19 protein-coding genes and 1 pseudogene are annotated in these 25,356 nt (G+C 67.7%); 16 read left to right on the plus strand and 4 right to left on the minus strand.

The window, feature by feature from the left end:
* The first annotated feature begins 65 nt into the window (after positions 1-65).
* From F627_RS0105230 to F627_RS0105275, 10 genes and pseudogenes are all read left to right on the plus strand, one after another.
* Entirely contained in the window at positions 66-1,121 is a 1,056-nt protein-coding gene (locus F627_RS0105230; RefSeq protein ID WP_231370135.1) for a glycosyltransferase family 4 protein, read from the plus strand.
* Between the two features lie 75 nt (positions 1,122-1,196).
* A pseudogene (locus F627_RS15560) lies at positions 1,197-1,502 on the plus strand (transposase); the annotation flags it as partial.
* A 382-nt stretch (positions 1,503-1,884) separates the two neighbouring features.
* The gene (locus F627_RS0105240) at positions 1,885-3,045 is read left to right on the plus strand and encodes an ATP-binding protein (protein WP_026332034.1); all 1,161 of its coding nucleotides are present in this window, start codon (positions 1,885-1,887) and stop codon (positions 3,043-3,045) included.
* A gap of 109 nt (positions 3,046-3,154) precedes the next feature.
* On the plus strand, positions 3,155-4,036 hold the full coding sequence (locus tag F627_RS0105245; RefSeq protein ID WP_019583478.1) for a glycosyltransferase: 882 nt from the start codon (positions 3,155-3,157) through the stop codon (positions 4,034-4,036).
* Between the two features lie 13 nt (positions 4,037-4,049).
* Positions 4,050-5,000: an NAD-dependent epimerase/dehydratase family protein gene (locus F627_RS0105250; RefSeq protein WP_019583479.1), complete on the plus strand. Its 951-nt coding sequence runs from the start codon at positions 4,050-4,052 to the stop codon at positions 4,998-5,000.
* 246 nt (positions 5,001-5,246) lie between these two features.
* On the plus strand, positions 5,247-5,495 hold the full coding sequence (locus tag F627_RS0105255) for a helix-turn-helix domain-containing protein (RefSeq protein ID WP_019583480.1): 249 nt from the start codon (positions 5,247-5,249) through the stop codon (positions 5,493-5,495).
* Positions 5,495-6,808 carry a type II toxin-antitoxin system HipA family toxin gene (locus F627_RS0105260; RefSeq protein WP_019583481.1) on the plus strand — a complete coding sequence of 438 codons (1,314 nt, stop codon included), beginning with the start codon at positions 5,495-5,497 and terminating at the stop codon, positions 6,806-6,808. Before F627_RS0105255 ends, F627_RS0105260 begins: the two co-directional genes overlap by 1 nt.
* A gap of 128 nt (positions 6,809-6,936) precedes the next feature.
* Positions 6,937-7,488 carry a sugar transferase gene (locus tag F627_RS0105265; protein ID WP_018875684.1) on the plus strand — a complete coding sequence of 184 codons (552 nt, stop codon included), beginning with the start codon at positions 6,937-6,939 and terminating at the stop codon, positions 7,486-7,488.
* 226 nt (positions 7,489-7,714) lie between these two features.
* Positions 7,715-7,951: an AbrB/MazE/SpoVT family DNA-binding domain-containing protein gene (locus tag F627_RS0105270; protein ID WP_018867111.1), complete on the plus strand. Its 237-nt coding sequence runs from the start codon at positions 7,715-7,717 to the stop codon at positions 7,949-7,951.
* A gap of 3 nt (positions 7,952-7,954) precedes the next feature.
* A complete protein-coding gene (locus F627_RS0105275; RefSeq protein WP_019583482.1) occupies positions 7,955-8,362 on the plus strand; it encodes a type II toxin-antitoxin system VapC family toxin in 408 nt (135 codons plus the stop codon).
* A gap of 175 nt (positions 8,363-8,537) precedes the next feature.
* Here the strand turns inward: F627_RS0105275 and nadS are convergent, their stop codons facing one another.
* On the minus strand, positions 8,538-8,822 hold the full coding sequence (nadS, locus tag F627_RS0105280) for a NadS family protein (protein ID WP_018867109.1): 285 nt from the start codon (positions 8,820-8,822) through the stop codon (positions 8,538-8,540).
* Complete coding sequence (locus F627_RS0105285) at positions 8,819-9,157, minus strand: type II toxin-antitoxin system RelE/ParE family toxin (RefSeq protein WP_018867108.1); 339 nt, start codon at positions 9,155-9,157, stop codon at positions 8,819-8,821. The genes nadS and F627_RS0105285 overlap by 4 nt, the downstream gene beginning before the upstream one ends.
* Before the next feature lie 307 nt (positions 9,158-9,464).
* On the opposite strand from F627_RS0105285, the gene F627_RS0105290 reads away from it, so the two are divergent.
* Positions 9,465-9,890 carry a restriction endonuclease gene (locus F627_RS0105290; protein ID WP_026332036.1) on the plus strand — a complete coding sequence of 142 codons (426 nt, stop codon included), beginning with the start codon at positions 9,465-9,467 and terminating at the stop codon, positions 9,888-9,890.
* An 842-nt stretch (positions 9,891-10,732) separates the two neighbouring features.
* On the opposite strand, the gene F627_RS0105295 is transcribed toward F627_RS0105290, so the two are convergent.
* Both F627_RS0105295 and F627_RS0105300 read right to left on the minus strand, forming a co-directional pair.
* Positions 10,733-10,939: a hypothetical protein gene (locus F627_RS0105295; protein WP_018867106.1), complete on the minus strand. Its 207-nt coding sequence runs from the start codon at positions 10,937-10,939 to the stop codon at positions 10,733-10,735.
* A 51-nt stretch (positions 10,940-10,990) separates the two neighbouring features.
* On the minus strand, positions 10,991-11,215 hold the full coding sequence (locus F627_RS0105300; RefSeq protein WP_018867105.1) for a hypothetical protein: 225 nt from the start codon (positions 11,213-11,215) through the stop codon (positions 10,991-10,993).
* A gap of 211 nt (positions 11,216-11,426) precedes the next feature.
* On the opposite strand from F627_RS0105300, the gene F627_RS0105305 reads away from it, so the two are divergent.
* From F627_RS0105305 to recD, 5 genes are all read left to right on the plus strand, one after another.
* Positions 11,427-11,924 carry a DUF302 domain-containing protein gene (locus tag F627_RS0105305; RefSeq protein ID WP_019583484.1) on the plus strand — a complete coding sequence of 166 codons (498 nt, stop codon included), beginning with the start codon at positions 11,427-11,429 and terminating at the stop codon, positions 11,922-11,924.
* Between the two features lie 541 nt (positions 11,925-12,465).
* The gene (locus F627_RS0105310) at positions 12,466-15,807 is read left to right on the plus strand and encodes a bifunctional diguanylate cyclase/phosphodiesterase (protein WP_019583485.1); all 3,342 of its coding nucleotides are present in this window, start codon (positions 12,466-12,468) and stop codon (positions 15,805-15,807) included.
* 182 nt (positions 15,808-15,989) lie between these two features.
* The gene (gene recC / locus F627_RS0105315; protein WP_019583486.1) at positions 15,990-19,478 is read left to right on the plus strand and encodes an exodeoxyribonuclease V subunit gamma; all 3,489 of its coding nucleotides are present in this window, start codon (positions 15,990-15,992) and stop codon (positions 19,476-19,478) included.
* Positions 19,475-23,179 (plus strand): exodeoxyribonuclease V subunit beta, encoded by a 3,705-nt coding sequence (gene recB / locus F627_RS0105320; RefSeq protein ID WP_019583487.1) that lies wholly within the window; start codon positions 19,475-19,477, stop codon positions 23,177-23,179. Before recC ends, recB begins: the two co-directional genes overlap by 4 nt.
* Complete coding sequence (gene recD / locus F627_RS0105325) at positions 23,176-25,284, plus strand: exodeoxyribonuclease V subunit alpha (protein ID WP_019583488.1); 2,109 nt, start codon at positions 23,176-23,178, stop codon at positions 25,282-25,284. The genes recB and recD overlap by 4 nt, the downstream gene beginning before the upstream one ends.
* Positions 25,285-25,356: the final 72 nt, after the last annotated feature.

Consider the following 25,356-nt stretch of genomic DNA (forward strand, 5'->3'; position numbering starts at 1 on the left):
TGACACAGATCATCCACTTCACGACCGTGCACCCACGGGGTGATACGCGCATCCGGGTGAAGGAAGTGTCTTCGCTTGCCGAATACCTTGACGGGGACGTCGGCCTGTATGTTCAGGATGGGAAGGGGTCCGAATGTGATGAAGCTGCGATCGTTGAGGTGGTGGATACAGGGTTGACCCTAGGGGGGCGTGGTCGACGGATGGTGTTGGGGGCTTGGCGGATGTACCGCGCGGTGCGTACTGTGCGGCCGCGGGTGGCGCATTTTCATGATCCGGAGCTGATCCCGGTGGGGCTGGCGCTGAAGCTGTCGGGCATCAAGGTGGTGTACGACGTGCATGAGGACGTGCCCCGGCAGATCCTGGGCAAGCACTGGATTTCGGCGTGGTTGCGGCGGCCGGTGGCCTGGGCGGCGGAAGCGTTCGAGTGGCTGGCGGGGCGGGTGTTCGACGGTGTCGTTGCCGCCACGCCGACCATCGCGCGGCGTTTCCCGGATCACAAGACCATTACAGTGCAGAACTTCCCCATCCTGGCCGAGCTGGTGGCGCCGGACCCGGTGCCGTACGAGCAGCGCCCGCCGCACTTCGCCTATGTCGGTGGGATCACGGGCATACGCGGGTCGCGGGATATGGTGGAGGCCACGGGCCGTGTAGGTCAGTCCGCCTGTCGGTTGCAACTGGCCGGCGGGTTCTCGCCCGCCACCCACGGCGACGAACTCGCCGCGCTACCGGGCTGGCAGCGGGTGGTGTTTCATGGCTGGGCCTCGCGCCCGGAGGTGGCTGCGATCCTGGGGAACGTGCGGGCAGGGCTGGTGTTGTTTCATCCGGCCCCGAACCATCTGGATGCTCAGCCAAACAAGATGTTCGAATACATGGCTGCTGGGCTGCCGATTATCGCGTCCGACTTCCCGCTGTGGCGGGAGATCGTGGACGGCGCTGGATGCGGTCTGTTGGTCGATCCGCAGGACCCGGCCGTGATCGCCGCGGCTATGGAGTGGCTGCTGGCCCACCCGGAAGAGGCCGAGGCCATGGGTCGGCGCGGGCGTGAGGCAGTGGAACGCGAGTACAGCTGGGCGCCGGAGGCGGAGAAGCTACTGACGCTTTACCGTCGGCTGTTGCGGTAGTGGCTAAAACCGGGACAGATTTATTTTCCGATGCACGGATGTGGCGGTCGAGAGGAATGACCAGCGAGGGAAGGCATGCCAAGGATGGTGCGAGTGGTATTGCCGCATATGCCGCACCATGTGGTGAAGCGGGGACATAACCGGCAGGTGGTGTTTGCCGGGCCCGAGGATCATGAGCGGTACCTGGAGGATCTGCGGGAGCTAAGTAGTGCGCTGGAGATTCGGGTGTATGCGTACTGCCTGATGACCAACCATGTTCACCTGTTGCTGGGGCCGGGCGAGGAGGTCGCGGCGATGGGCCGTCTGATGAAGGCACTGGCGGCGCGTGCCACGCGGTATCGGAATCGGCTTGGGGAGCGCGACGGTACGTTGTGCCTTGGTGCTGCCCGTCAAACCCGAGATTGGGATGATTATTTTCGGGGGCCATTTTGGCGGGGGCTTCGCGGGCGAGCCCGCTCCCACAGGGGGCAGCAGTTGGTGTAGGAGGCCAGCCCTCTGGCCGATGGGGTTGGCTGGCGTGGGTTATCGGCCAGGGGGCTGGCCTCCTACACGGGGTTGGGTTGGCGAGCGTGGGTGGTTGCACGCCGTGGATGGGGTGTGGATCGAGATTGCGACGGGCCCTTCGGGCCCTCGTAATGACGGGGGCTGAGGGATGCCGGGGCGAGTGCTGGTCACGCGTATGAGCGGTGGCCCCGTTCGGCGTTGATCTATGCAAATGGTTATCTCAATTTACAGTTTGCATAAATAGCGGTAGCGTACGCGCATGATAACGCGCATAGCCGAAACGCTGGTCAGGGAGCTGTTGAGCGGCTTTCCCATCGTCACGGTCACGGGGCCGCGCCAGTCCGGCAAGACGACGCTGGCACGCTCGGTGATGGCGGATCGCCCGTATCGTTCCTTGGAAGATCCAGATGTGCGGGCGCTGGCGCTGGATGATCCGCGCGGGTTTCTGTCGCAGTGCCCCGATGGGGCGGTGCTGGACGAGGTTCAGCGGGCACCGGAGTTGTTCTCTTATCTGCAGACGCATGTGGACGGCGATGGTCGCATGGGCCGGTTTCTGCTCACGGGGTCGCAGCAGTTCGGGTTGATGTCGGGGATTTCGCAGTCGCTGGCCGGGCGTTCGGCCTTTGTGGAGTTGCTGCCGTTGAGCCATGCGGAGTTGGTGGAGGCCGGGCAGGCACCAACGGCTCTGGATGCGATGATGTTTACCGGTGGTTACCCGGCACTGTATGACCGGCCGGTGTCTCCACGGCACTGGTTTCCGGCGTATGTGACGGCGTACGTGGAGCGGGATGTGCGGCAATTGCTCCAGGTGCAGGATCTGGACGCCTTTCAGCGCTTTGTGCGGCTGTGTGCCGGGCGCAGTGGTCAGGTGTTGAACCTGTCATCCCTTGCGACCGATTGCGGTATTACCCACAACACGGCCAAGGCGTGGATCTCGGTGCTGGAGGCCAGCTATGTGCTGTTTCTCCTGAGGCCGCACCATGCGAATTTCAACAAGCGGCTGATCAAGTCGCCGAAGCTGTATTTCCACGACACCGGGTTGTTGTGCTGGTTGCTGGGGGTTCAGGCGGCGGAACAGCTGGTGGTGCATCCGTTGCGCGGGCAGGTGTTCGAGACATACGTGATTTCGGAGCTGCGCAAGGCCTTTCTCAATCGCGGCGAGCCGCCGCTCTTCCACTTCTGGCGCGACAGCAACGGTAATGAGGTCGACCTGCTGATCGAGTGGGCGGGTGGCCTGGTGCCGGTGGAGATCAAGTCCGGGCAGACGTTGAACCGGGATTTCTTCACCGGGCTGGAGCGCTGGACCGTGCTGGCCGGTGACATGGCCCGTTCTCCTACGCTGATTTACGGGGGAGAGGGCGAGCACCAGCGGAAGGATGTGCGGGTACTGGGCTGGGAAAAGATTGGCGAGGTTGTTTAGATGTCGGGACTGCTGCGTGTGGACCAGACGTGCACGGGGGCGCTCGTGAGTGCTGGTTTGCCGGGATGTGGGTGCGTGTCGATTCCGCAGAGCCACGGGGAGCACTGTGATGGGGTGTGATCCGGTCGAGGGTGGGCTTGTGACCCGTTCGGATTCGTCCACGCCGAGGGTTTCTGTGGTGATGCCACTGCACAACGCGGCGGATCGGGTGGTTGAAGGCGTGCGTTCGGTTCAGGGGCAGTGGCTGGCGGATTGGGAGCTGGTGGTGGTGGACGATGCTTCCACGGATGACTCGGTGGCGCGGGTGGAGGCGCTGGCGGCGGAGGATGCGCGCATTCGGGTGTTGCGGCTGGAGCGCAATGGCGGGCCGGCGGTGGCGCGCAATGCGGGCATTCGCGAGGCGCGCGGGCGGTATATCGCGTTTCTGGACAGCGACGATGTCTGGGCGCCGGAGAAGCTGGCGCGGCAGGTGCAGTTGATGGAGCGCGGGGCGGTGTTCAGCTTTACGGCGATGGAGCGTGTGGACGAGCAGGGGAGGCGGCTGTCCGCGGCCGGGGTGCCGGAGCGTGTTGGTTATGGAGAGCTCCTGAAGACCAACTACATTGGCTGTTCTACGGTGATGTACGACACCGGGTTCTTCGGGAAGGTGGAGATGCCGCTTATCGACCGGAGGCAGGATTACGGACTGTGGCTTTGGCTGTTGAAGCAGGTGGAGTTTGCGCAGGGGCTGAATGAGCCGCTGGTTCGGTATACGGTTCGCTCCGGGTCCGTTTCATCCAACAAGTTGACGACGGCGGGGTACACCTGGCGGGTCTACCGTGAGCTGGAAGGGTTGTCGGTGATGCGATCAGCGTACTGTCTGGCGCATCAGACGGGGCGGGCGGCGGTGCGGAATCATCTTCCGAGAGTGGCGCGGCGGCTGGGGTGGTTGCATCCCGTCGATGGGGGCGTGGATTTAGATTGCCACGGGCCCCTCGGGCCCTCGCAATGACGGGTGTTGAGGGATGACGGGGCGCGTGCTTGTCACCGGTGCGAGCGGCTTTGTCGGATCGGCGCTGGTGGATCGCCTGGAGCGGGACGGTCGCTGGGAGGCGCGCGCCGGCTCGCGGCGGGGTGGGGCGTTGTCGCGTGGCGCGGAATGGGTTGTTACGCCTTCGTTGGAAGCGGGCGCGGATTGGAGTGAGGCGCTGCACGGGGTGAGTGCGGTGGTCCACGCGGCGGCCCGGGCGCATGTGCTGGATGAGGCGGCTGATGATCCTTTGACCGAGTTTCGCAGGTGCAATGTCGACGGGACGCTGGAGCTGGCGCGGCAGGCGGCGCAGGCTGGGGTGCGGCGGTTTGTTTTTCTGAGTTCGATTGGTGTGCTGGGGCGCTCGGGTGAGCGCCCTTTGCGTTTTGATGATCCGCCGGCTCCGGAGGATGACTATGCCGTATCCAAGTGGGAGGCGGAGCAGGGGCTTGAGGATTTGAGCCGAGAGACGGGGATGGAGGTGGTGATCGTTCGGCCGCCGCTCGTCTACGGGCCGAATGCGCCGGGCAACTTTGGCAAGTTGATGGAATGGGTGGCTCGTGGTGTGCCGCTGCCGCTGGGGGCGGTGACGGGAAACAGGCGTTCGCTGGTGGGGCTGGATAACCTGGTGGATCTGCTGGTGACGTGTCTGGAGCATCCGGCGGCGGCGAATCGGGTGTTCCTGGCGGGGGATGGGGAGGATCTTTCCACCACGGATCTGTTGCGCCGGGTGGCGGCGGCGATGGGGCGGCGGGCGCGGTTGGTGCCGGTGCCGCCTGGGCTGTTGCGGGCCGGGGCGCGTGCGGTGAGGCGCGGCGAGATGGCGCGGCGGTTGCTGGATTCGTTGCAGGTGGATATTTCAGATACGCGGGAGACGCTGGGGTGGGAGCCTCCGGTGAGTGTGGATGAGGGGTTGCGGCGGGCGGTGGTGTCGTTGGTTGGGTAGGTTGGTGGTTTTCCGGCTTTGGCGGGGGCTTCGCGGGCGAGCCCGCTCCCACAGGGGGTGAGATTTGGTGTGGGAGGCCAGCCTCGGCCGATGGGGCCTGTCCAACATCCAATCGGCCAGGGGGCTGGCATCCTACAGGGGGGTGTTGTTTTGCGTGGGTGATCGGCCAGAGGGCGGCGGGGTGCTTGGTTTATGGGTTGATTCCGATATTGATTGGTTATCGGGTTGGGCGCATAATCGGGCGTTATGACATTGCTTGCGCGAACACCTAAGCAGATTGGGACGATTGTGCGCCGGGTCCGGCGAAAGCAGGGCCTTACGCAGGCCGCGCTTGGTGAGAAGTCGGGATTGCGTCAGGAGACGATCTCCCTGATCGAGAACGGAAACCCGGCCACCCGGTTGGAGACGTTGCTTGCGGTTCTGGCGGCGCTGGATCTGGAGTTTCAGGTTTCTCCCCGTGCGCGGTCGGCGGCGTCCATTGAAGAAATTTTCTGATGCCGCGCACGCGCCGCCATCCGCCGCTGCGTGTCTTGCTGAATAGTCGCCTAGTGGGGTTTTTGGAGAAGTCGGCGGCCGGGGCGATCCGGTTTCGGTATGACGCTAGCTGGCTGGGCTGGGAGCATGCGCTGCCGGTCTCGCTATCGCTTCCGTTGCGGGAAGATGCCTACCACGGCGAGGCCGTGGCCGCGGTGTTCGAGAACTTGTTGCCGGATGCGGACGTCCTGCGGCGGCGTGTGGCGCAACGTGTGGGCGCCGCTGGGACGGATGCCTACAGCCTGCTGGCGGCGATCGGGCATGATTGTGTGGGGGCTTTGCAGTTTTCGCTGTCGGATGCGCAGGAGTCCGGGCCCGCTGGAGGGATTCAGGGGGAGCCGGTCGATGAAAGGGGCATCGAAGAGCTGCTTGGCGGTTTGGCCCAGGCGCCGCTGGGTCTGGGTAGCGACGAGGCTTTCCGCATTTCGATTGCCGGTGCCCAGGAGAAGACGGCACTGCTGTGGCATGAGGGTCGCTGGCTCAAGCCGCATGGCTCGACGCCGACTACGCATATCCTGAAGCCCGCTATTGGGCAGTTACCCAACGGGCTGGATCTGTCGGATAGTGTGGAGAACGAGTTTTACTGCCTGCGATTGCTGGCGGCGTTTGGTTTGCCGGTGGCGCGTGCGGAGATCGGGCGCTTTGGGGGCGCCCGGGCGCTGGTAGTGGAGCGGTTTGATCGACACTGGGCGCGCGATGGGCGGCTGCTGCGCTTGCCGCAGGAGGACTGCTGCCAGGCACTGGGCGTGCCGCCGAGCCGCAAGTATCAGAGCGAAGGTGGCCCCGGGCTGGTGGATGTGCTGGGGCTGTTGCGGGGCAGTGATACGCCGGGGGCGGACCAGGCGACAGTGTTGAAGGCGCAGACCCTGTTCTGGCTGATCGGCGCCACGGATGGGCACGCCAAGAATTTCAGCGTGTTCCTGCAACCGGGCGGCGGGTTCCGGCTCACGCCGCTGTATGACGTGTTGACGATTTTACCCAGCGTGGCCAGCCGACAGGTCGAGCGCAAGCAGGTTCGGCTGGCGCTCGCTGTGGGGCGGCGCAACCACTATCGGGTGGATGGCATCCAGGGTCGCCATTTTCTGGAGACGGGCGCTTCGGCCCGTCTGCCTGCGGCGATGGTGCACGAGGTCCTGGCATCCGTGGTGCTGCAGGCCCCATCCGCACTGGATCAGGTGGAACATGAATTGCCGGCGGGGTTCCCGGCTGGCATCCATGACGCCGTTCGGCGTTCGGTGGAAGCGGGTATTCAGTCGCTGGAGCGGGTTCTTTGAGGCCAGGCCCGCAGGGGCGGCGCTCGGTGTAGGAGGCCAGCCTCTGGCCGATGGGGCCTGTCCAACGTCCAATCGGCCAGGGGGCCGGCCTCCTACGGGGCGTTGTTGGTTGGGATTTAGGAGGCGTTTTGATTCGGATTCTGGATGTGGTGCTGGCGTTGGTGGGGCTGGTGGTGGCGGCGCCGGTGATGGCGGTGTTGTGGGTGCTGGGCTGGATGGAGTCGCGTTCGCCGCTGTTCCGGCAGGAGCGGGTGGGGCGGTATCAGCGGCCGTTTGTGCTGGTGAAGTTTCGGACGATGCGGCCGGATACGGCGTCGGTGGCGACGCATCTGGCGGAGTCTTCGTCGGTGACGCGGCTGGGGGGCTTTCTGCGCAAGACGAAGCTGGATGAGCTGCCGCAGCTTTGGAACGTGCTGAAGGGGGAGATGAGCCTGGTGGGGCCGAGGCCCTGTCTGGTGAGTCAGGTGGAGTTGATCGCGGCGCGCGAGGCGCGCGGGGTGTTTGCGGTGCGCCCGGGCATTACCGGGCTGGCGCAGGTGAACGGGATCGATATGTCGGACCCCGAGAGGCTGGCCGAGGTGGATGCGAAGATGATTGGGTCGCTGACGCTGGCGGGCTATTTCCGGTATTTGGTTTTGACGGTTACGGGGAAGGGTTCCGGGGATCGGGTTCGGGGTTAGGTTCCGCGCTTTGGTGGTTTTCGGGCTTTGGCGGGGGCTTCGCGGCCGAGGCCGCTCCCACAGGGGGGTAGCATTGGTTGTAGGAGGCCAGCCTCCTGGGCGATGGGGCCTGTCCAACATACAATCGGCCAGGTGGCTGGCCTCCTACAGGGGTGGCAGCGGGGCCTTGGAATGGGAGCGGGTGGAGGATATGCTTTAGGCATATGCAAAGGATGTGGGGTTGGCGATGAAGCGGCGCACGGCGAGTTTGTTCCGGAATGGACGCAGCCAGGCAGTTCGGCTGCCCAAGGGTTTTGCGTTCGATGCGGATGAAGTGGTTATCGAGAAGCGTGGCGATGCGTTGATCCTGCGTGCCAAGCCGAGATCCTGGGATGATTACTTCCAGGGGTCTGGAGAGACCCTGCCGGATGACTTTCCCGATTCGATCGAGGATCGCGTGGCGCAGGATCGCGAGGCGTTGTGAGCCATGCGCTACATGCTGGATACGAATATCTGCATCTACATCATGAAACGCCGACCACCCGAGGTGCACGCACGCCTGAGTGGTGTGCCAGTGGGGGAGGTGGGCCTTTCTGCTGTCGTTCTGGTGGAATTGCGGTACGGGGTTCGCCGGTCGAATCAGAGGGAACGCAGCGAGGCCGCACTGGAGCGCTTTCTGGCTTTCGCGAGGGTGTGCGACTGGCCGGAAGAAGCGGCCGAACATTACGGCGACATCCGTGCCGAGCTGGAGCGCGTAGGGACTCCGATTGGTGCAAACGGCCTTTTGATCGCAGCGCATGCTCGGGCCATTGGGGCCGTGCTGGTCACGAATAATGGCCGTGAATTCGAGCGCGTATCCGGGCTGCAGGTAGAGAACTGGGTGGCGGCGCATTGATCAGGTGTGTGTAGTAGCGCGTTGGGGGCTTCGTGGGCGACTCGCCCCCACCGGGGGCGGTATTCGATGTAGGAGGCCAGCCCTCTGGCCGATCACCCACGCCAGCCCGACGCCCCATCGGCCAGAGGGCTGGCCTCCTGCGGGGGATACGAAGATTCTTTGCGTTTCGCTCGGGTCAGTGCGCGGCGATTTCGCTGTAAAAGCTGGGGTTGTCCTGGATGGTGGCGAGGACCTTTGCGGCAAGTCCGGTGGGGTTGCGGCGTTTGGCTTCCCAGCTCTTGATGGTGTCGACGCTCGTTCCCATGGCCTTGGCAAATTCGGCTTGCGAAACGTGCAAGTGGGCGCGAATGGCCTTCACGTCCGCCACTTCGTGGCGTGTGACGCGGCTGGGTGCTTTCTTGCCCTGCTTGATGGCGACGGCTTCCTGTAGTGAGCTCTGGAGTTCGTCGTAGATGCTCATTGGGGAGTTTCCTCTTTTAGCCGTGAAGTCAGTGCTTTCAGGGCCACTTTTTCGGTGGCGGTGAGGTTGTCTTTCACGTTCTTCGGATAGGCCAGAATCAGATAGATGATCTGCGCACTCGCCAGAAAGTCGATGACGCGGCCGCCACCACGCTTTCCCTGTTGGCCCAACCCGATGCGGATTTTCCGTAGGCCGCCTGTTCCCTGGATCAGGTCGCCTTTGTCGGGTTGGGCGATCAGCGTGTTCTGGAGTTCTTTCAGGTCATCATCTGTAGCGATCGCCTGGAATTGCCGAGTGAACGTTGGGGTTTCAATGAATTCAATGGCATGGAGCACGTGGAGAAATGTCCTTATGTCTGTACCACCCAAGCGTACAGTGTACACCATTGTGTGTTCTGGGGCGAGTCTTGCCGGGATACGGTCGAGGTTCTGCCGATCGGCGCAGGAGGCGGGTGCTGTGCCGGGTGATGGGGCTTCGGGGCATAGAAGAGGTGGGGTTGGTGGTTATCGAACGTTGGCGGGGGCTTCGCGGCCGAGGCCGCTCCTACAGGGGAATGGTTCAGTGTTTGGCGTGTGATGGGCGGGGATCTGGTTTCTGTGCGGGTTTTCCCTTAGCGTCGAGGGGTGGATGCGGGAGATGGTGATGGATGACTGGGCTGAGCGGATGGAGCAACTGGCGGCATCGGAGCGGATGCGGGTGGTGCAGGGGCTGTTGCGCGGAATGGGGTATGTGGTGGTCGAGGCGTCGGAGGATGAAAACCGGCCGTGGCTGGAGCGGGTGACGGTTCCGGCCGGTGGCGGGGGTGACTATGTGCCGCGGCTGGTGGTGGGTGTGGCGAATGATTCGACGGTGGAGACGGAGCTGGTCGAACTGGAGCGCTTTGCCACCGGACGCGGCGCCGGTGACCGGGGAATGTACGTGAACCTGGCCGGGTTCTCGGCCGCGGCGCGGGAGCGTGCAGCGGACTTGCCGATGCCGGTGATGCTGCTGGAGGCGGAGGACCTGGCCGAGCGGTTGCGCCAGCACTGGAGTGCGCTGGACGCGGAGACACAGGCATTGCTGGGCTGATTTGTGTGCATCGATGGTTATCTCGGGAACCGCGTTGTGGTTATCCGGGGTTTCGCCGGAATGGCTCCGGCGTCGGGTGCGGTCCGGCGTGAGAGATCTGGGTTCTTACGGCATCTTCGCTGGGCCGGGCTGGAGAGGCGCAAGGGTTGTGGTTTGGTGTTTGCCCTGACCGGGTGGTTTTCGGGCTTTGGCGGGGGCTTCGCGGCCGAGGCCGCTCCTACAGGGGGCTTATCGGGGGCGTTGTCGCGGAAACGGCGTTGCGGTTATTCGGGATCTGGGGGAGCCGGGAGTAGCGGGCTGTAGCATGGTGCCGGGATGCTGGATATGCGACGGTGTCGGGTAATGCTCGAATTTGGTCCGATGGTGGGGAGTGGGGCTACCGCTGAGGGGTCGAAAACGACCGTTGGGCGTTTTTTTCGTGGATGGGGTGGAATCCTCTACTTTGTGTGCTAGTTTTTGTCGCGGGGACAGGGATGCCCCCTGAAAGAGCCGCCCGGGCACGGATGCTGGGGTGGCTCTTTCTCTTTATGGGGCATGGGTTTATTTGGGCTTCTTGCTTGTGAGCCGGTGGGGGCTGCGGAAGGTGTTCCGTGACTGGCTTTGGCGGGGGCTTCGCGTGCAAGCACGCTCCTACGGGGGCTGTGGTTTCGGGATGCGTAGGAGCCGAGCCTCTCGGCGATTGGGGTGTGGGCAGGTCGGATCGCCCAGGGGGCTGGGCTCCTACGCCGTGTGGTGGCCCTGGAATTGTAGGAGCCGAGTCTCTCAGCGATGGGGTGCTGGATAGGCCCGAATCATCGCCCCGGGGTGTGACGGCGTGCCCGCCCCAAGAGTGTGGGGCGGGGTTAGTGGTCCGCCGGGGGCATGTATTCGTGGCGGATGTGGTCGGGTTGTTCGGGGAGCTGGACGCCGGCGTTTTCCAGGGCCTCGGTGAGGTCCTCGCATTCGTCGAGTTCGTCGGCGCGCTTTTTCAGCGTGGCCAGGGCGTCGGCGGCTTCGGCCTCGGGCATGGTGATGACGAGTTCGCCGTTCTCGGCTTTTTCCAGGTGCATGTCGTGCTCCTTAGTATTCTTGATTGGCTTGTTGCGGCCGTGGCGGGCGCGTCAGTCCTCGATGGAGGGCTGCTTGGGGGCGTGCTCGTCGAAGGCGTGCGGGGGCTGGCGGAATTCGTTTTCCAGTTCGTAGACGCCTTCCTGCAGTACGGAGCCGAGGGCCCGCGCGCCGTTGCTGATCTCGCCGTCGAGTTCGGTGATGTTCTCGGCGATGTCCTTGGCGGCCTTCTTGTCGATCTTCAGGGTGACCGTTCCGTTTTTCAGTGTGGCTTCCATGTCGATCTCCTTGCGTTTGCGGCGACGCTGCGCCGGTGGGACCCGTCTGGAACGGGTCTGATTCGTGTCTGGTTGACCTGCATCAATACGGGTCCAGGCCGTTGTCGCTAGTCTGTTTGTGCAGGTGACGTCTCCAACGTAACGAAGAGGCGGACCATCACGACGATTCCCGCTTGTAGGGAAAGGAGAAATCAAGATGCAGTCTAATGTGATGACCATGCGCCATGGTGCGCGGTTCCTCGCGCTTCTGGCGATGCTGTTTGCGCTGGCCTTTGCCGGTGCGGTGCAGGCCGGCAGTCATGGGGGCGAACGCCCGGACATGGTAAAGGTGACCCCGAGCCCGCATTCCTTCCCGGCCACGCTTGCCGCGTTTGAACAGGAGGCGTCCGAGGCGGGGTGGAGCATCCTGAACCGCAACAACATGGCCGGTACGCTGTCGGAGCGCGGTTTCACGATTGATCCGGTGGTGATCCTGGATGTGTGCAGCGGGCGCTACAGCGCGCAGGTCCTGGAGGAGGATGCCTTCCGTCCGGTGTCCGCGTTCATGCCCTGCCGCGTGAGTATCTATCAGGACAGCCAGGGCGATGTGTTCATCTCGCGGATGAATGTGCCGGGCTTCCTGCCGATGATGCCCGAGGGTGTCGCCGAGGTGATGGAGAAGTCCTCGGAGGAGATCGAGGCGATCATCGAGCGGACCGTCGCCGAGTAACGCAATCCGGTACAGTCCGGTACTGTGACCCGGTTCTCGGGCGAGAACCGGTACGAGGGAGACGCTGATTTAATCGCACGTCCGCGTTGGTGCCCCCTGTTTTCCGAGACAAGGCGCGTCGTGTAGCGGGTAGTGGTTCTACCCGCAAGCGGCGCAACGCAGGATCGGGGAACAGGGGGCACCAACCCCACAAGCGATTGAAAGCAGGGGCTCGGCCGCTTTCGCGCGGGAACGGCGTTGCGGCTCCTTTGTGCAGAATGACTGCACCGCAGTCACCGCGCCTTGTTCGCACGCAAAAGCGACTCGAGCGCGAACGTGCGATTAAGTCAGCGTCTCCCTAGGGGCCCGCTTCGGCGGGTCCCATGCTGTTCGGGCCGGGTAGTACATCGGTATGCCGGTGACAACAGATTTGGACAGAGACCTCTTTGCGGGTGCGAATGCCTTTGGCAGTGTCGACTGACGACGTGACAACCATTGAACCCGGCCTTTGGGGCGCCGTGCGGACCGGAAACGGGGTACGGCGCCTTTTTGCGTCTGCCGTATGGGCGTGCGGGGGCGCTCGATGACGGACGCGCGCCGCAGGACCCGTCGTTTCGCCGCCGGCTGGATCGCCGGGGGCTATGTCGTGGTGGGGGTGTTGTGGATTGCCCTGTCCGATGTGGCGCTGGCGTGGTGGGCCGGCGCGGACGTGCCCGACGCATTGACCCGCGCGAACCTGGGCAAGGGCATCGGGTTTGTGCTGGTCTCTGGCGTATTGCTGTACGCGGCGATGCGCTGGCTGCCGGCCTCGAACCCGGAGGCACCGGTGGCGGGGTCCCGTCAGGCACTCGGGCGCTTCGGCTACTGGCCCTGGTTGGCCCTGGCGGCCGCGGTGATCGGGTCGACCGCGGCGGTGGGGCTGGGCGCCTGGCAGTGGCAGGTGGCGGCCGCCGAGACGCAGGCCCGCGAGGACCTGCAACGCGCCGCGTTCCTGAAGGGGGGCGTGATTGATCGCTGGCTGGCGGAGCGTACCGGGGACGCCGTGGTGCTGGCCGAGGCGCGCGGATTCAATCTGTTCGCGGTGACGGCGCTGGAACGGCGCTCGGTGCTGGCGCTGGAGCAGGTGCGTGATCGCCTGGAGCTGATGCGCCGGGCCTATGACTACGACGGTGTTGCCCTGCTGGATGCTAATCGCCAGCCGGTGATCGAACTGGGGCGCAGCGCGCTGGATGAATCGCAGATGGATGCCGTACTGCGCGAAGTGCGGCGCAGCGCGGAGACGAGCGAACCCATCCTGCATGCCGACCCGGACGGACGCCCGCGGATCAGCTGGGCGGTGCCGGTGCGGGATCGCGCGCGGCCGCATGATCCGGTGGTGGGGCTGGTGCTGCTGTCGTCCACGGTCGAGAGCCTGCATCCGCTGTTGACGCTGACGGAGAGCCGGAACGGGCTGGATGCGCAGGCGCATATCGTCGTGCGGGGCGGCGACCAGCGGGCCACGATTGCCCGGATCAGCGCAGCCGGCGGGGTGATCATCCCGGCTCCGGCTGCGTTCCCGCGGCTACGCGAGCGGATCCTGGACCATCCGCGCGACGCGGTGGTGATCGAGCGTTTCGACAACGCGGACAGCCGCTTCTTCGCGGGTGTGCAGGGCCTGGCGCCGGCCGGCTGGGACCTGGTGCTGAAGCGGGATCTCGATGGCGTGCAGCTGGCACCCCGCCAGCAGGCGGTCTGGGCGGCCGGGGCCACGCTGCTGGTCTGGCTGGTCGTGCTGGCGGCCGGCGGGCTGCTGTGGCGCCAGCAATGGCTGCGGCGCAACCTGGCGCTGGTGCGGGCCCATGCCGACCAGGACCGGATGCTGGGGATCTTCTTCGACATGCCGTTCGTTGGTATGGCGATCTCGGGTCCGGGTGGCGAGGGCTGGGAGCGCGTGAACGCCTGTCTGGCGGACATGCTGGGCTATGCCCCGGACGAACTGACGGCGATGGACTGGAACCGGCTGGCGACCCCCGAGGATCGTGGCTGCGAGGCGGAACTGGACGCCGAGATGCGGCGCGGCGAACGCAGCGGCTACAGTGTCGTGAAACGCCTGCTGCGGCGCGATGGCCGGGTGATGGTCGCGGATATCGACGTCAAGTGCAGCCGCACGCCCGAGGGTGCGCTGGACCGCGTCGTCGCGACGGTCGAGGACATCACCGAACGGCGCGAACAGGAGGAGCGTCAGCGCCTGGCGTCGGTGGTGTTCGAAAACACCCGCGAGGGGGTGGTGATCACCGATGCCACCGCGCACATCCTGTCGGTGAACCGCGCCTTCACGCAGTTGATGGGATATACCCAGGACGAAGTGGTCGGCCGCACGCCGAAGATGTTCCAGTCCGGGCGCCACGATCAGGCGTTCTACGCGAACCTGTTCCGCGAGCTGCAGGTGAACGGCCACTGGCAGGGGGAGATCTGGAACCGGCGCAAGAACGGCGAGATCTTCCCCGAACTGCAGAGCATCACCGCGGTGCATGACAGCCAGGGTCGGCTGACGCACTACGTGTCGGTGTTCGCGGATATCTCGCGGATCAAGGCCTCCGAGGCGGAGCTCGACTTCCTCGCCCACCATGACCCGCTGACCGAGCTGCCCAACCGCCGGCTACTCCGCGCCCGCCTGACGCACGGCATCTCGCTGATGCGGCGGCGTCAGGGGCATCTGGCGCTGTTGTTCGTGGACATCGACCGCTTCAAGGACATCAACGACAGTCAGGGCCATGCGGCCGGGGATCGCCTGCTGCGCCTGGTCGCCGAGCGGCTGCAGGTGGGGCGCCGCGGGACCGACACCGTGGCGCGCCTGGCCAGCGACGAGTTCGCGGTGCTGGTGGAGAACCTGGGCCACGTGGACGACGCCGCGCTGGTCGCGGAGAACATCATCCGCGAGGTGAGCTACCCCTGTGATCTCGGGAACGGGATGGAGATGGAGGTCACCGCCACGGTGGGCATCGCGGTGTTCCCGGAGCATGCGGCGGATGCCGATACCCTCCTGCAGCAGGCCAGCACCGCGCTGTCACAGGCCAAGATGGACGGGCGCGGCAGCTATCGCTACTACTCGGACGAGTTCACCCGCGCGGCGCGCGAGCGCATCGACCTGTCCGCGCGGCTGCGCCGGGCGATCGAGCAGGATGCGCTGGAGGTGCACTACCAGCCGCAGTACAACGTCGCGGACGGCCGCCTGCTGGGGGCGGAGGCGCTGCTGCGCTGGACCGACCCGGAGCTGGGCCCGATCTCGCCGGGGCGCTTCATCCCGCTGGCGGAGCAGACCGGGCTGATCGTCGAACTGGGCGGCTGGGTACTGCGCCGGGTGATCGAGCAGGGACATCAGTGGCGCGCCGCCGGGCACCCGCCTCTGCGGCTGGCGGTGAATGTCTCGGCGCTGCAGTTCCAGCGCGTGCCCATCGACCAGCAGGTGGGGCAGTTGCTGGAGGACTTCGACTTCCCGGCGGATCAGCTGGAGCTGGAAATCACCGAGTCGGCGTTGATGGCGGATCCGAGCCGTGCCCGCCGCATCCTGCAGCGTCTGCGCGAGCGCGGGGTCCACTTCGCGATCGACGACTTCGGCACCGGCTATTCCTCCATGGCCCAGCTCAAGCGCTTCCCGGTCGATACGCTGAAGATCGACAAGAGCTTTGTCGACGGGCTGGCCGAAGAAGAGGACGCGGGCAACGCCGACGACCGGTCCATTGCCCGTTCCATCGTCGGGCTGGGGCATGGCCTTGGACTGAGCGTGCTTGCGGAGGGCGTGGAGACGGCCGAGCAGCTCGCGGCGCTGCGCGAACTGGGCTGCGATCACTACCAGGGCTACTACGCCAGCCGGCCAGTGCCGGCGGCCGAGTTCGAGAGCTTGCTGGCGGCGCCGCGCGCGTAAAGCGGGCCCAACCGCCCGGCCTCCGTTGATGCACATTGGGGTGATTGGCGCGACGGAGAGGGTCGCCCGGGAGTGGTAGGGTAGGCGCATCTGGATTGCCCCCCGGCTAACAGGCCTCGCGGGGAGTTCGGGAACCGATCAAGGAGCCGCTGTTGGGGGAGTCGCGCGAGTTACAGCCAGGGATGGTGGTACTGCACGGCAACCACCTGGAGTCGCAGCGTACGCTGGCGGTGGAGTGGATGCGGCGGGCGCCGCTGGCGCCGCTGGAGAACGAGACCATTCTGGTGCAGAGCAATGGCATGGCGCAGTGGCTGCGGCATGCCCTGGCGGCGCCGCCGGATGTCGATCCGCCGGGCTGCGGGATCGCGGCCGCGCTGGACATGCAGCTGCCGTCGCGCTTCGTGTGGTCGGCCTACCGCGCGGTGCTCGGGGCCGATGCCGTGCCGCTGGAATCCCCCTATGCCAAGCGCCCGCTGACCTGGCGGCTGATGCGCCTGCTGCCGGCGTGCCTGGGGCAGGAGGCCTTCGCTCCGCTCGGACAGTTCCTGCAGGACGACGACCCGGGCCAGGGCGGCGACCTGCGCAAGCGTTTCCAGCTCGCCGAGCGCCTGGCGGACCTGTTCGATCAGTACCAGGTGTATCGCGCGGACTGGCTGACCGACTGGGCGGCCGGGCGCGACGTGCTGCGCTACGCGCGCGGGCAGGCGCGCGACCTGGCGCCGGGGCAGCGCTGGCAGGCGGAGCTGTGGCGGCTGCTGCAGGCGGATATCGGTGTCGCGCAGGAGGGGGTGAGCCGCTCCGCGGTACACGCGCGCTATCTGGATACGGTGCGTACGCTGGAGCGCCGCCCCGAGGGTCTGCCCCGGCGGGTCATTGTATTCGGGATCTCCTCGCTGCCGGGGCAGATCCTGGAGGCGCTGGAGGGGCTGGCGCGCTTCTGCCAGGTGCTGGTCTGCGTGCACAACCCCTGCGAGTACTACTGGGCCGACATCGTGGCCGACAAGGACCTGCTGCGCGCGACCCGGCGGCGCCAGGCGCGCAAGGCGGGGATGCCGGAGGCCCTGGACGAGGCCCAGCTGCACAACCACGCGCATCCGCTGCTGGCCGCCTGGGGCAAGCAGGGGCGCGACTACATCGGGCTGCTGGACGAGCACGATGACCCCGAACATTACGGCCGGGTGCTGCGCACACTGGATTGGGAGCGGGTGGATGTCTTCGAGCCGCACGGCACGCGCGGGCCGGAGGACTGCCTGCTGCACCAGTTGCAGGAGGACATCCGCGCGCTGCGGCCGCTGGCCGAGACGCGGGAGACCTGGCCCGCGATTGCGGCCGCGGACCGCTCCATCCAGTTCCATGTGGCGCACAGCCCGCTGCGCGAGGTCGAGCTGCTGCACGACCGGCTGCTGGACCACTTCGCGCACGATCCCGCGCTGCGCCCGCGCGACGTGATCGTGATGGTGCCGGATATCGACCAGTACGCCCCCCACATCGAGGCGGTGTTTGGCCAGCCGGAGACCGACGACCCGCGTTTCATCCCGTACACGCTGTCGGATCAGGGGCCGCGCGGGCGCGACCCGGTGCTCATCGCGCTGGAGCAGTTGTTGTCCCTGCCGGAGAGCCGGATGGGCGTCAGCGAACTGCTGGACCTGCTGGACGTGCCGGCGGTCCGGCGGCGCTTCGGCATCGCCGAGGAGGATCTGGCGCAGCTGCATGCCTGGGCCGCGGGCGCGGGGGTGCGCTGGGGCCTGGATGCCGCGCAGCGCGCCGGTCTGGGCCTGCCCGAGGGCCTGGAGCAGAACACCTGGCGCTTTGGCCTGCGGCGGATGCTGCTGGGCTACGCCCTGGGCGACCAGGGACCGTGGCAGGGGGTGGAACCCTACGACGAGATCGGTGGGCTGAGCGCCGCCTTGCTGGGCCCGCTGGAGGCCCTGATCTCCGCGCTGGAAGACGCCTGGGGCTGGCTGCGCCGGGCGCATGCCCCGGGCGACTGGGCCGCGCGGCTTGCCGCCTTGCTGGAACAGTTCTTCGCGCCGGAGACTGACGCCGAACTGTTCACCCTGGAGCGTCTGGGCGAGGCCCTGGAGCAGTGGCGCGAGGACTGTGCGGCCGCCGGTCTGGAGGAGGCGCTGCCGCTGGCCGTGGTGCGCGAGCAGTGGCTGGCCAGTCAGGACGATTCGGGCGTGGGGCAGCGCTTTCTGGCGGGTTCGGTGAACTTCTGCACCCTGATGCCGATGCGGGCGATCCCGTTCCAGGTGGTCTGCCTGCAGGGCATGAATGACGGCGACTACCCGCGCAGCCCGACCCCGATGGACTTCGATCTGATGGCACAGGACTACCGCCCGGGCGATCGCTCGCGGCGCGAGGACGACCGCTATCTGTTCCTGGAGGCGCTGCTCTCCGCGCGGCGCCAGTTGCATGTGAGCTGGGTGGGGCGGCATGTGCGCGACAACGAGCCGCGCCCGCCCTCGGTGCTGGTCGGGCAGTTGCGCGATCACCTGGCCGCCGGCTGGGGACTGGCCGGGGTTGACGGGCCCGAGGCCGGCCCGGCCCTGGTGGAATACCTGACCACCTGGCACCCGCTCCAGCCCTTCTCGCCGGTGAACTTCCCGGCGGACGATGACGAGCGGCACTTCACCTATGCCCGGGAATGGGAGGCCGTGCACGCCGCGGATGTGGCCCCGGCCGAGGGCGCCTGCGAGCCGATCCCGCTGCTGGAGGCCGAGCGCGAGCCGCGCGCGGTGGCGCCGGAGGCCCTTGCGCGCTTTCTGCGCTTCCCGGTGGAGGCGTTCTTTCGTTATCGCCTGGGGGTGTTCTTCGACGAAGAAGAGGCCCCCGGTGACGACCTGGAGCCGTTCGGGCTGGGCGGGCTGGAGCAGTGGCAGGTGCGCCAGAATCTGGTTGCGACCGCGCTTGAATCCGCCGCTGATGCGGCCGCCTGGCCGGAGATCCTGCAGGTCGAATCCGCACGCCTGCAGCGCGCCGGCTGGCTGCCGCTGGGGGCGGCCGGCGAGCTGGAACGTGGTGCGATGGTGGACGAGGCCGCGCGGCTGCTGGAGCGGATCGGCGAGCGCCTTGCGCTGTATCCCGAACGGCTGGAGGCGGGGCGTCCGCTGCGCCTGGAACACGCGCACTGGGGCCTGGAGGCGGTGCCGCCCGCGCTACGCGGCGATGGCGAGGGTCGGGTTCGGGTCTGCCTGGATTACACGGCGAGCCGTATTGCCAACGGCAAGAAGTGGCGCTACGACAAGCTGATGGCGCCGTGGGTGATGCATCTGCTCGCCAACGCCGGCGCGGGGGATGTGGGTTCCGAACTGGTCGCGCTGGACACACGCCTGACCCTCCCTGGGCTGGAGTCGGGTCTGGCGGAGGAACTGCTGGGCACGCTGCTGGAGGCCTGGGCGGCCGGACAGGAGCGCCCGCTGCCGCTGGCCTGCGCCGCCGCTTTTGCCTGGCTGGAGGCGGAGGACGGGCAAAAGGACCCGTATGACGAGGCGTTGAAGACCCTGCGGGGGAACGACTACAGCCCTGGCGAGTGGTCGCGCAGTCCCGCGCTGGCACGGGCCTGGCCGGATCCCGAGACCCTGCTGGCCGATCCCGATTTCGGCTTCTGGCGGGACCGCGTGTACCGACCGGTGTTTGTGGTCGTGAACCAGTCGGAGGTCGCAGAATGACCGCCACCGCGCACAAGCTGGACCTGCTCGGGTTGCCCCTGCACGGCAGCCGCCTGATCGAGGCCAGCGCCGGCACCGGCAAGACCTACACCATCGCCGCGCTGTATCTGCGCCTGGTGCTGGGCCACGGCGAGCTGCGCGAGGGCACCAGCGCCCTGACGCCGCCGCAGATCCTGGTGATGACCTTTACCGATGCCGCGACCCAGGAACTGCGCAGCCGCATCCGCGACACCCTGGCAATCGCGGCGCGGGTGTTCCGCGCGGAGGATCCGGATGCGGTGCCGGGCGTGCAGGACATCCACAGGGAGCTGCGCGGCGAATACAGCGAGGCGGAGCGGCCGGGCGCGGCACGCCGGCTGGAGCTGGCGGCGGAATGGATGGACGAGGCCGCGGTGTCCACCATCCACGGCTGGTGCTACCGCATGCTGCGCGAGCACGCCTTCGACAGCGGGAGCCTGTTCACCCAGGACCTGGCGAGTGACCAGCAGGAGTTGCTGGCCGAGGCGGTGCGTGATTACTGGCGGCGCTTCGTCTATCCGCAGCCGCCGGCGCCGCTGGCCCTGCTGCGCAATGCCTTCGGGCCCGATCCCGAGACCCTGTTGCAGAAGATCCGGCCGCTGGTCGGACATCTGCCCGCGGATGCGGTGGACGCGGGGCTGGAGACCCCGGAGGGCCTGGAGGCCGCGCTGGACGGTAAGCTGGCGCGGCTGGAGGCGATGAAGCGCCCTTGGCGCGAGGATTTCGAGGCGATCAAGGAGCAGTTTGACGCGCTGCGCGGCCCGGTCCTGCAGCCGGGCAAGTACAGCAACCCGGACAAGCTGCTGGGTGCGATGCGCGAATGGGCCGAGGATCCGGGCGCGCTGCGGCCCGGTGGCGTCTCCGGCGACTCCCCGCTGCTGCGTTTCAGTGCGGCCGGCATGCAGGACCGGCTGAAAGGCGGTCAGACGCTGCCGGAGGATCTGCATCCGGCCTTTGCGGGACTGGACGATCACGCCGAGGTCTGCGTGGATGACCGCGAGCGCCTGTTACAGGCGGCGGCGCGCCAGGTGGATGCGCGCTTTCGTCAGGTTCAGCGCCAGCGCGCGCAGATGGGCTTCCACGACTTGCTGACCCGGCTGCGCGATGCCCTGGACGGCCCGGGGGGCGAGCACCTGGCCGCGACCCTGCGTACGCAGTTCCCGGTGGCTCTGGTCGACGAGTTCCAGGACACCGATCCGGTGCAGTACCGGATCTTCCAGCGCGTCTATCGCATCGACGAGAACCCGCGCGACCTCGGCGTGCTGCTGATCGGCGATCCCAAGCAGTCGATCTACGGCTTTCGCGGGGCGGATATCCATACCTATCTGGCGGCGCGTACGGCCACTGCCGGTCGTCACTACACCCTGGAGCGCAACTTCCGCTCCACCGAGGCCCTGGTGGATGGCGTGAACCGGTTGTTCGGACATGCCGAGGGCTGGGCGGACGGGGCGTTTCTGTTCCGTACTGGCGCGGAGAACCCGCTGCCGTTCGTGCCGGTTACGGCCAATGGCCGCGCGGAGGTCTTCGAGCAGCACGGGGAGGCGGCCCCGGCGGTCACGCTGTGGTGCCATGACCCCGGCGAGCCGGTGCCCAAGGGCGCCTACCGCGAGCGCATGGCGCAGGCCTGCGCCAGCCATATGGTGGAGCTGCTGAACGGGGGTGTGGCCGGTACCTGCGGCTTTCGCAAGGGCGCGGACCTGACCGGGGTGCGGCCGCGCGACATGGCGGTGCTGGTGCGCGGACGCGCGGAGGCCGACGCGATCCGCGCCGAGCTGCGTCGACGCGGCGTGCGCAGCGTGTACCTGTCGGATCGCGAGTCGGTATATGCCAGCGATGAGGCGGGGGACCTGCTGCGCTGGCTGCGCGCCTGTGCCGAGCCCACCAGCGAGCGGTTGCTGCGCGCGGCGCTGGCGACCGCGACGCTGGGGCAGTCGCTGGCCGAGCTGCACCGGCTGACGGTGGACGAGCTGGCCTGGGAGGCGCGGGTCGAGCAGTTCCGCGACTACCGCCGCCTGTGGCAGACGCGCGGGGTGTTGCCGATGCTGCGCCGGTTGCTGCACGACTTCGAGGTCCCCCGGCGGTTGCGTGCCACGGCGGAGGGCGAGCGCGCGCTGACCAACCTGCTGCATCTGAGCGAGCTGCTGCAGCAGGCGGCCGCGGAGCTGGATGGCGAGCAGGCCCTGATCCGGCATGTGATGGAGCACCGGAACGGCGACGGCGAGACCGGCGAGGAGCAGATCCTGCGCCTGGAGAGTGACGAGGACCTGGTCAAGGTGGTGACGCTGCACAAGTCCAAGGGGCTGGAGTATCCGCTGGTGTTCCTGCCGTTCGCCTGCAATTTCCGGCCCACGGACGCGAAGAAGGACGTGCCCTGGCGCGACCATCCGCCGCAGGGCGGGGCGCGCTGGGTGTTCCACATGGATGACGCGGTGTACCAGCGGGCCGAGCGCGAACGCCTGGCCGAGGACCTGCGCCTGTTGTACGTGGGCATGACCCGGGCGCGCCATGCCTGCTGGCTGGGGATTGCACCGATTGTCTCGGGAAGGAGCAAGACCAACCATTTCGACCAGACCGCAGCCGGGTATCTGCTGGCCGGCCCCGAGGGCGTGGCGGACGGCGGGCTGGAGGCGGCACTGCGTACCGCCGCGGGCGACGAGCCGGCGATCCGGGTGGGCCCGCTGCCGGAAGTGCGCGACGCTGCGGTGCAGACCGGCGCCAATGCCCCGACCACCGGGCCGGCCCGGCAAGCGCCGGCGCGGCGCTTCGAGCGCTGGTGGGTGGCCAGCTACAGCGCGATTGCCGCGCACGACGAGGGGGTGGCACCGATCGCGCCCGATTCGGCGCGCGAGGATGTGCTGCGCGAGGGCGTCGCGGATGCGGGTCGCGAGGCCGTGGAGTTCCCCGAACTCGAGCCCGAGGCCGGGCCACGCGCGGCCAGCGGGCTGCACGCCTTCCCGCGCGGGCCGGGACCGGGCACCTTCCTGCACGGGCTGCTGGAGTGGGCGGCGGAACAGGGACTCGCCGCGCAGGTCGCGCAGCCCGAACGTCTGGCACAGGAGGTGGCGACTCGCTGCGAGCGCCGGGGCTGGGGCGAGTGGTCGGCGGTGGTCACGGACTGGATGCAGCAGTTGTTGACGGCCGGCTTCCCGCTGGAGGAGGGCGGGACGTTCTCGCTGGGCGGGCTGACCACGTATCAGCCAGAGCTGGAGTTCCTGTATCCGGCGCAAAGCCTCAAGGCGGCGGATCTGGACCAGGCGGTACGGGCGCAGATCCTGCCGGGCGAGGGGCGCCCGCCGGTAGGGGACGTGACGCTGAACGGGATGCTGAAGGGCTTCGTCGACCTGGTGTTCGAGCACGCCGGGCGCTATTACGTGGCGGACTACAAGTCCAACTGGCTGGGGCCCTCGGCTCGGGCCTACACCGCCGAGCGCCTGCGCGCGGCGGTGCTGGAGCATCGCTACGACCTGCAGCTGGTGCTCTATACGCTGGCACTGCATCGCCAGCTGGGCGCCCGCCTGCCGGGCTACGACTTTGACCAGCACATGGGCGGCGGGGTCTACCTGTTCCTGCGCGGCGTGGACGCGCCGGACCACGGGGTGTTCCACCACTGCCCGCCGCGTGCGCTGATCGAGCAGCTGGATCGCTGGATGACGCACGGCGTCGACCGGGAGGGGGCGGCATGAACGCGGTATCGCATGCCGGGGCGCTGGGGTCCGTGCAGGCCCTGATGGTGCTGCTGCGCGAGTGGGAGGCGGCCGGGTGGTTGCGCGGCGTGGACCGGGCCCTGGTGCGCTTTCTGCACGAGCAGGATCCCGGCGCACCGCCGCTGGCGCTGTTGCTGGCGGCGCTGGCCAGCCATCAGGTCGGGCGCGGCCATGTGTGCCTGGAGCTGGACGCCCTGCTGCAGGAACCGGATACCACGCTGGCCCTGCCGCCGGAGGGGGAACCGAACGCGCCGGCCCTGCCGCGGCCGTCGTCCGTGCTGCAGGGCGTTTCGGCGACGGCGGTCGCGCAGGCCCTGGACGGGACGGCACTGGCCGGACCGGATGCGGTTGGCTCGACGCCGCTGGTCTATACCGGCGCGCAGGTCTACCTGCGCCGCTACTGGGAGGCCGAGCGCCGGATCGGGCAGGCGATCCGCGCGCGGGTGGCCGATCGCGCGGCCTGGCAGGACGCGCTGGATCCGGCCGCGGCGCGCGAGTGGCTGAACTGGCTGTTCGGGGCGCCCGCGGTCGGCGCCGCCCCGGACTGGCAGCGCCTGGCCTGTGCCCTGGCGGCCGGCTCCGGTTTCAGCGTGATCACTGGCGGGCCGGGCACCGGCAAGACCACCACGGTGTTGCGGCTGCTCGCGCTGCTGCAGGGCTTGCAGGGTCCGGAAGACCCGTTGCGTATCCGGCTGGCGGCGCCGACCGGAAAGGCCGCGGCGCGTCTGAATGCCTCGGTCAGCGGGGCGCTGGACCGCCTGGGGCTGGAGGCGCTGCCGGAGGGTGATGCGCTGCGGCGAAACCTGCCGGCCGAGGTGGTCACGGTGCATCGCCTGCTGGGGGCGCGGCCGGATACGCGGCACTTCCGCCACGGTGCGCGCAATCCCCTGGCGGTGGACGTGCTGGTGGTGGACGAGGCGTCGATGATCGACCTGGAACTGATGGCCAGTCTGGTCGAGGCGGTGCCGCGCACGGCGCGCCTGATCCTGCTCGGGGATCGCGACCAGTTGGCATCGGTGGAGGCCGGCGCGGTGCTGGGCGAGCTGTGCCACCGCGCCGGGGGTGGGCACTACACGCCGGACTCCGTGCAGTGGCTGGAAGCGGTGACCGGCGAGGCCGTGCCAGCGGCGATGCAGGATGCGCACGGGCAGGCCCTGGACCAGCACATCGTGATGCTGCGCCAGAGTCACCGCTTTGGCGCCGACAGCGGGATCGGACGCCTGGCCGCCGGCGTGAACGCGGGGGAGGTCACGGGGTCGCCGCAGGGCGACGATGCTGTGTGGCAGCGGGTGCTCGCCCACCCCGAGGATGCGGCTCTGGTGGATCTGGCAGTGGCGGGGCGCGCGGACACACCCGAGGGCGAGGCGGTCGGGTATGCGGACTACCTGGAAGGCCTGCGCGTGGCCCGGCCGGCCCCCGGGGCGCCGCGCGCCGCCTGGGAGGACTGGGCGCGGGACGTGCTGGCGGCCCACGGGCGCTTTCAGCTGCTGTGCGCGGTGCGGCGCGGGCCGTGGGGGCTCGAAAGGCTCAATCGGCGCATTGCCGGGGCGTTGCAGGCGCGCGGGTTGCTGGAGATGGAGGCCGGCCGTGGCGGCGGGTCAGAGGGGCATGCGCCATGGTTCGAGGGGCGACCGGTGATCGTGACCCGCAACGACTATGCGCTGGGGCTGATCAATGGCGATATCGGCATTGCCCTGGCCGTTCCGGCCTGGCTGGCGCGGGGCGAGCCCGAGGCGACCGGGGATCATGGGGGTCCGGAGGCGGCGGCGCCGGTGCTGCGCGTCGCCTTTCTCGCGGCGGGGGGTCGCGTGCGCTGGGTGTTGCCCAACCGGCTGGAGGCCGTCGAGACCGCCTTTGCGCTGACCGTGCATAAGGCGCAGGGCTCGGAGTTCGAGCATGTCGCGCTGGTGCTGCCGGAGGCCGACAGCCCCATCCTGACCCGCGAGCTGGTCTATACCGCGATCACCCGCGCCAGCCGCTGGCTCAGCCTGCTGGAGCCACGCGCGGGCACCCTGGCCGCGGCCAGTCAGCGCCAGATCCGCCGCAGCGGCGGCCTGCGCCGCTGGCTGGACGACGCGCCGTAGGGAGGTGCGGGGGGCGGTGGCGTCATCCCGGAAACCGCGTAGCGGTTATCCGGGATCTCGAGCGTTGGGGTG

This window comes from Thioalkalivibrio sp. ALE16 (assembly GCF_000381305.1).
GTDB lineage: Bacteria > Pseudomonadota > Gammaproteobacteria > Ectothiorhodospirales > Ectothiorhodospiraceae > Thioalkalivibrio.